Origin of the sequence: Flavitalea sp. (genome assembly GCF_035489435.1) — a bacterium.
GTDB lineage: Bacteria > Bacteroidota > Bacteroidia > Chitinophagales > Chitinophagaceae > DATHKG01.
This window is the reverse complement of record NZ_DATHKG010000077.1, coordinates 1-6565: the sequence shown is the minus strand read 5'-3', so window position 1 is coordinate 6565 and position 6565 is coordinate 1. Positions and strand designations below refer to the sequence as shown.

Annotated in this window: 5 protein-coding genes; 2 read left to right on the top strand and 3 right to left on the bottom strand. The window is 39.7% G+C overall.

Going from position 1 to position 6565, the window contains the following annotated elements:
• On the bottom strand, nucleotides 1–371 hold a 371-nt coding region (locus VK664_RS11730; RefSeq protein WP_461398848.1), incomplete at its 3' end, for an FAD-dependent oxidoreductase.
• A gap of 812 nt (nucleotides 372–1183) precedes the next feature.
• Between VK664_RS11730 and VK664_RS11725 the strand changes: the two genes are divergently transcribed.
• A complete protein-coding gene (locus tag VK664_RS11725; protein ID WP_461398847.1) occupies nucleotides 1184–2083 on the top strand; it encodes a hypothetical protein in 900 nt (299 codons plus the stop codon).
• 726 nt (nucleotides 2084–2809) lie between these two features.
• Here the strand turns inward: VK664_RS11725 and VK664_RS11720 are convergent.
• Both VK664_RS11720 and VK664_RS11715 read right to left on the bottom strand, forming a co-directional pair.
• On the bottom strand, nucleotides 2810–3874 hold the full coding sequence (locus VK664_RS11720) for a serine hydrolase domain-containing protein (protein ID WP_461398846.1): 1065 nt from the start codon (nucleotides 3872–3874) through the stop codon (nucleotides 2810–2812).
• 695 nt (nucleotides 3875–4569) lie between these two features.
• The gene (locus VK664_RS11715) at nucleotides 4570–4977 is read right to left on the bottom strand and encodes a tetratricopeptide repeat protein (protein ID WP_461398845.1); all 408 of its coding nucleotides are present in this window, start codon (nucleotides 4975–4977) and stop codon (nucleotides 4570–4572) included.
• Between the two features lie 124 nt (nucleotides 4978–5101).
• Here VK664_RS11715 and VK664_RS11710 point away from each other — a divergent pair.
• The coding region (locus VK664_RS11710) for a family 78 glycoside hydrolase catalytic domain (protein WP_461398844.1) at nucleotides 5102–6565 on the top strand (1464 nt) is incomplete at its 3' end.

The window sequence follows — 6565 nt, the reverse complement described above, 5'->3', positions numbered from 1 at the left end:
AGTTCCTTAGCATATTCAAAATAAAGCTTATAACCGGGCTTCACAATGTGTTCCTGCCCGAAATCACCGTACAGGCCATCAGACAGACCATCATGAACTGTAAAGACGTGTCCGCCATGTCTGCCGGAGGCTTCAAGTACTGTTACATCATGCCCCTTTTTCATCAATTCATAAGCACAGCAAAGTCCGGCCAGTCCTGCCCCTCCAACAATAATTTTCTTCGATGGCCCATATTTACCCTTGTTAGGTGAAGGTGCTGTTTCGTTAGTTTGCGGAGTAATATTCGCCAACGCATTACCATTCAATAATGTAACGCCCATGCCACCCATCATTGTCTTTTTAATAAAGTCTCTTCGTTCTAACTTACTCATAAAGCAATTTTAAAAATATGAATGAACACGGTGGTTGTTGTGATAAACTAACCGAACAGAATACGATGCCTATTTTATGTGGTTCAATTGATAAGTGCGACAGTAAAACCTAAGTTACTTCCATTGAAACCTTTTCTTTAATACTTCATTACTTGTTCTATAACTAGCAGGGCTATCCCAACACATCGTTCGTTGCCGCATCCGCGGGCATCTGCGGGCTATCTGCGGGGCTATCTCCATCTCATTATCGCCGCGCTAAATGGCTGGGTTGTGCTTTTGTCAGAGCCCCTACCCCGTTTCGATTTTTCTTCTGTCACGAGAATCTATGCGGTTATTTTTTTCCAAAATCGCCCGACGATCTGCGCGCATAGTTTGATAAAGTGTCTTTGCTAATCGAAAAGAATATTGACCTTGTTTAAAGCGTTCGACTGATTATAGCGAGCGCCTAAAGATTAACTTAATTGTTTTTTTGGTTATAAGTCGAACTTTAGATCATTATTCAATCACTTTAGTCCGACAAAAGAATAGGAAATGGTTAACTGCAAACAGCTGCCTTTTTAGTGATGTTCGTGTCACCACAATACAAAACAACTGGCAGTAGTGAAAATAGACAATTTATCGGACAGCCGGTTTTATTGCAAATACTTTCCTGTATTTCATAGGTTCCGGGAACTTGATGGAACCAGTAATTGCCTGGTAGTCTCCTGCAAAATAATTCAGTGAAAAACCATAGGCATCCTTGGCCGTGTATAAAAACAATTAGTCCTTGGTGATATCAGCCAATGCGATGTAAAAATATTGATACAGCTTAAATGTTTAAGTTTAATTTCATTGCCCGTTTAGTTTCGTGTAGGGTTTTGTTATGTATTATGGTTTCGCAGTTGATTCACTTGCAAGCAACAGGTCAAGATATTTGTCATGAGGAAAATCGAAGATTTTTTATCAAATCGGCTGATGCCAGCATTGTTCCGCTTACTCTAATAAATACTAAAGCAGATGGGCAGGTAATAATTGCCCGGATAATAGATCCGAACAATTATGACACAGCAATATCGATAGTTCGTATTTCTGAAACACTGCAGATTGGTTGGCAAAAAACGTTACGGCTAAAAACATACAGTTTACTTACCATATATAAATGTGTCGAAACGAAAGAAAATGGCTTCCTAATAGTTGGTATAAGTGCTGAGCACGCAACATCCCGAAGATATGTAGTAGTTATTAAGCTGGATATAAACGGGTTCCTTCTTTGGGAGAAAAACTATAGTATAACCCAAGATACTTCACTTGATAATTTTTTTGTCCAGGATATAAAAGAAGGGGACAATGGAATTATCTGTATCAGCACTTCATGTTGGCAAATTGGAGGATCATATGAATCCCACCTTTTCTTAATTGACGAAAACGGAGTAGACATATGGAGCAGGACATTTACAAACAATGCTGGTTCAGACATATTCGGTGTGGATATAGATGCAAATCATGTAGTAGCATTCGGCCGCATCATTTCAGGAATCTGCAGTTCAACTGACCCACAACAATTCGTCGGATTAAAATTCGACTTAACAAATGGTGACCTCTTAGCAAGTAGATCTTATTGTCTTCCTTACGTGAATTCCGGTATGGCTGGGCACGCGATCGATCCCGGTGCTTTTAATTTAACCAAGCTGCAAAATGGAAATTATAGAATCAGCGGCCGTCAGCACGGTTAGGGAATAGATGTGAGAAAAGACTTCATCACTGCTGAGTTTGATCAGAGCTTCAACTTTATGGGAGGTAAGATTATTACCGTTCCGTTTGCTTCATCCCAGGCTCTGATCAAAACTAATGCGTCAGGACTTACGCATATACTAGTTCACGTAAATGCACAGCAAAAAGCATATTACAGTATGTTGCGCTGACGGATTGTTGATCGGGTAAAGGTCAAACTTTTGAAACAAAACCTAGAACCAGAATATCCACAAAATCCCCGAGCGCATTACGAAATCTTTTTCAAAAACCAAACGTGGTTCTGGTTAGAGGTTTACGATGATGATGAATTCTAGAAAAAGGTAGCAGCCAAAATAAACAAACGACCAGACCTGTACCAAGAAGTACATTACTCAATCAGCAGAATTATCTACCAAGAGTTGAGACGATTGAATCGCAAACGCAATATTTCTTTTGTTTGAAATAAAATTCAGGGGAATCTCCGGGCAAATGTAGCCGTTGAGTTGCAGACAGTATCTTTAAACTGAAATACGGGTTGTTAAAGGCAATAAAACTTGCTGCTGCGCAAACTATAAAACTTGTTTGAGCGGGGGTTATTATTAAGAAAATATAAATCCCATCTTGTAATGCTGGAAAAACAAACAAGCGAGGTCCAGGCCTGACAACCAAATCAAATACTCTACATGACCAAAAGAAATTATGACTTTTCTCACCGCTGACTTAATTTTTTACGAATTCTTCTTCATTCTTAATAATATCTCGTTCCCGACGTCCAGCATCTCTCTTAATACTTCTTCATAAACTTTATTACCGTTATCGCCATTTGTGAACACTACCAGACCTCGTTTAGATGTTGGAAGCAGTACTATCAATGTTTTGATGCCAGGATCACTTCCTGTATGCATTAACGCGTACTCGTTGCGAGTCAAATTTTTCAGGACAACCCATGAAAGACCTATTCCTACATCCTTCACCTGGGTTACCATAATCTGCGGTGTATGAATTTGTTTATTTAAGTCTGTTGATATACCCTCTCCCCTAAGGCATGCCAGGGCAAACCTGGTATAGTCTCGAATTGTTGTTATTAAACTGGCGGCTGCATTCGCAGAAGCAGCTTTTTCAATGGGGTACTTTTTACCATTTAGATCGAAGCGACCCGCATAGTGTAGGGTATCCAGCTGATCCGGCCACTTCATAAAACTATGATTCAAGTGCAACGGTTTAAACACCAATGAATCTACGAGGTATTCAAAATGCTGATCGAATTTGTTTTCTATCGCGCGCCTTAAATATTCATAGCCTTCACCGGAATAGCGAAATGCAACGCCCGGGCCCGTGTCGAAAACAAGCTTTCCATCCGGATTCATGGACCGCCAATTGGTAAAACCTCCTTGATGGCTCAACACGTGTCTACTCGTCAACTGATATGCCAAGGTATCTCCCCTGACATCCGGATCGATCCAATAGTGCGCCAAAGGTTCGTCGAGGTTCCAGGTCTTGTTACTGGCAAGTGTCAACGCAAGCATCATGGAGACAGGTTTAGTTAACGAGGCTACGCTAAACTGAAGGTCGGAGGATGCATTGTTAATGGGTTTACTTATACCGATCACCTCAGTCATCACTATTTCGTTATTTTCTATTAAGCCGATAGCCACTGTCGGTACATTTTTTTCTTTAAGAATACTATCCATTCGATCTTTAAAATCGGAACTTAGGATATGTTCATTTTGAGCATGGGAATATGAGAAAACTAAACCGAAAAATATGGCTGATACGAAAGCGTGTGACTTCATTTTATAAATTTAGCATTGATACAAAATAGTAATAGTAAGCCGTAGACAATTTCAATATTTATGCCAAAGTAAAAGAGACTGTAATAAGTTTATTTAAGCCAAGTTTAAATCTGTAGAGCAGGATTAGTGTACGTTTTCGAACAGGAGAGTGTGCTTCCCAAACACAAGATAAAATCTAAAAAGAAAAAGCAGTCGTGCAAAAATGATCACAGCCTACATCAAGTTTAATACCAAGAAAAAGAGAGATTTCGAAATTCAATAGTTGTAATGTAGAATTGTACAAAAACGGTTTTCCGCAATGATTGCAAACGTAGTTCGGTGAATGCCTAGACACGCTCGCTCCGCAACAGGGGCATTGAAGAATATTCGCCACAATATCCTGAATATGATTGTTGTTGTCTTGGCGTTTCATAACTAAAAAGATTGTGACTTCAGTACTTTTGTGCTCAAATTTACGAAGTGGTTGCTAATCCTGTTTCTTTCCAGATCTGAATTTCCTCCTTTAAGGTAACGAACATCTTCATATCCCTCTACTTCGAAAGCGACGCTACTTAAGGTACTACCCTTTTTGGAGACGAACCGGGCTCGTTGTTAAGTTATAAGATCCGGCTGCATATCCCGTGATTTATAGTATCGACCAAAGGTAAAGGCGAAGAATCCCCGAGCAAACAGCCTGTTGTGGGGTCCGTTTTGTCTTAATTGCTTCCCGCCCTTTTTCTCAACGCTTCTGCTTTATCATAAAAGGACTTTGCTTTCTGATCGTCTCCCTTTGCTTCATAATACAGGCTCCAGCTATCATAGACGCCCGGGTTATCAGGATAAAGCCGTTGATTCAGTTGTAAAAACGTAAGCGCCCTTTCGAAGTTCTTTTCTATTGCGCTATTTCTCCATGCCAAGCCCGCCAAATCAGCTTCAGGAGGCAAGATGGCAAACCCCATCCTCTTCGAAACCATTTGATAGTGTTTCTCCAGGATAGATGCCGTACTGTCGGTAAGCACTTGAAAAGAGGGACGCCTGTAAAAATCAAAAATGAACTTAAGTGCATCGTAGCTGCCAAAAAGAGAAACTGAACTCTTCCGATAAAAGCATATTCGATTCTTCAAACTGATTTACTTGACTAAGATAGTGGAACTGAAAGCCTCAAAAACTTGAAATTACTTTAGTAAGCTGTAGCTTTAAACTTGTTCACCTGCATTAAATCGCACCTTCTTCATTAATTTTTTCTCGATGAAATTCAAAATAAAAGTTAGTTGCAGTATTGTAATATTTCTACTTTTTTTTATAACTATTGGTTACAGCAAGGATCCAGATCTTAAAATAACGAATTTAAAGTGCGAGTACTTACTCAATCCTATAGCTATAGAAAGCCAACATCCAACCATCAGTTGGCAATTAACGTCAGTACACAAAGCTAAAAGGCAAAAAGCATATCACATATTAGTAGCAAGCAGTATTTCTTTATTAGGCAAAAATATTGGGGACTATTGGGACAGTCATATAGTCAATTCATCTAATTCTACTCAAGTGATTTACCAGGGTAAGCCGCTAAGTTCCAGAACAAAGGTTTATTGGAAAGTGGTGGTGTGGGATGAGAAAAACGTTCGATCTGACTGGAGTTCCGTGGCTTCATGGTCAATGGGCTTATTAAATGCTGCCGATTGGAAAGCGAAATGGATCGGATCTTTTATTGATCCAAATCCTGACTCGGCTATAACCTATCCTGCACCCTATTTCAGAAAAGATTTTACCGTGAAAAAGAAAATAAAGCAAGCGGTAGCCTATATCAGTGGACTTGGTTTTTACGAACTTTTTTTAAATGGTAAAAAAATAGGTGACCAGGTACTGGCCCCGGCCGTTTCAAATTATGACAAAAGGCCGCTTAAAAATTTGCTTTATCCTTATGATGATCAATCGACACAGCGTGTGTATTATAACACATTCGACATTACCAGCAGTATTATTTCAAAAGATAATGCTTTAGGAATTATATTAGGTAATGGGTGGTATAACCAACGAGACAGAACGGTGGAGGGCAAGATGTGGTATGATGTGCCGAAATTGATCTTCCAGATGGAGATTAGTTATACAGATGGGACATCAGAGCTTATCGGGTCAGATAACAAGTGGAAAACAAATAATGGCGCACTATTAAAAAATGGAATTTTTACTGGCGAGAAGTACGACGCAAGATCAGAGCTCGGTGCCTGGAACAAGCCAGGCTATAACGATTCAAATTGGGCATACTCACTTCTTGCAAAACCTCCTACAGGGCGCTTGAATTCGCAAACAGCGCCATTCGATAAGGTGTTAAGAATTTTAACCCCAGTCTTTGATGGCCGGATAAAAGATTCCGTTTATCAATATCATTTGGACGAGACGGTAGCAGGTTGGGCAGCTTTGCATGTAAAAGGCAAGGCTGGAAGTGAAATCAAAATAAGATACATTAGTGAAGAAGGCGAGGATTACGGGCAATATGATGAGTATATTTTAAAGGGAGATGGCATCGAAAACTGGGAGCCGAAATTCACCTGGCATGCATTCAGAAAAATAGAAATTTACTCAAAAGATGTGATCCTTGATTCAGAAAGCATTCAAGTGAAAGACGTTCATACCGACGTAGCATTAAACGGAAGTTTTGAGTGCTCAAACCCATTCCTGAATAAAATAAATGCCGCGTATCTGACAACCCAA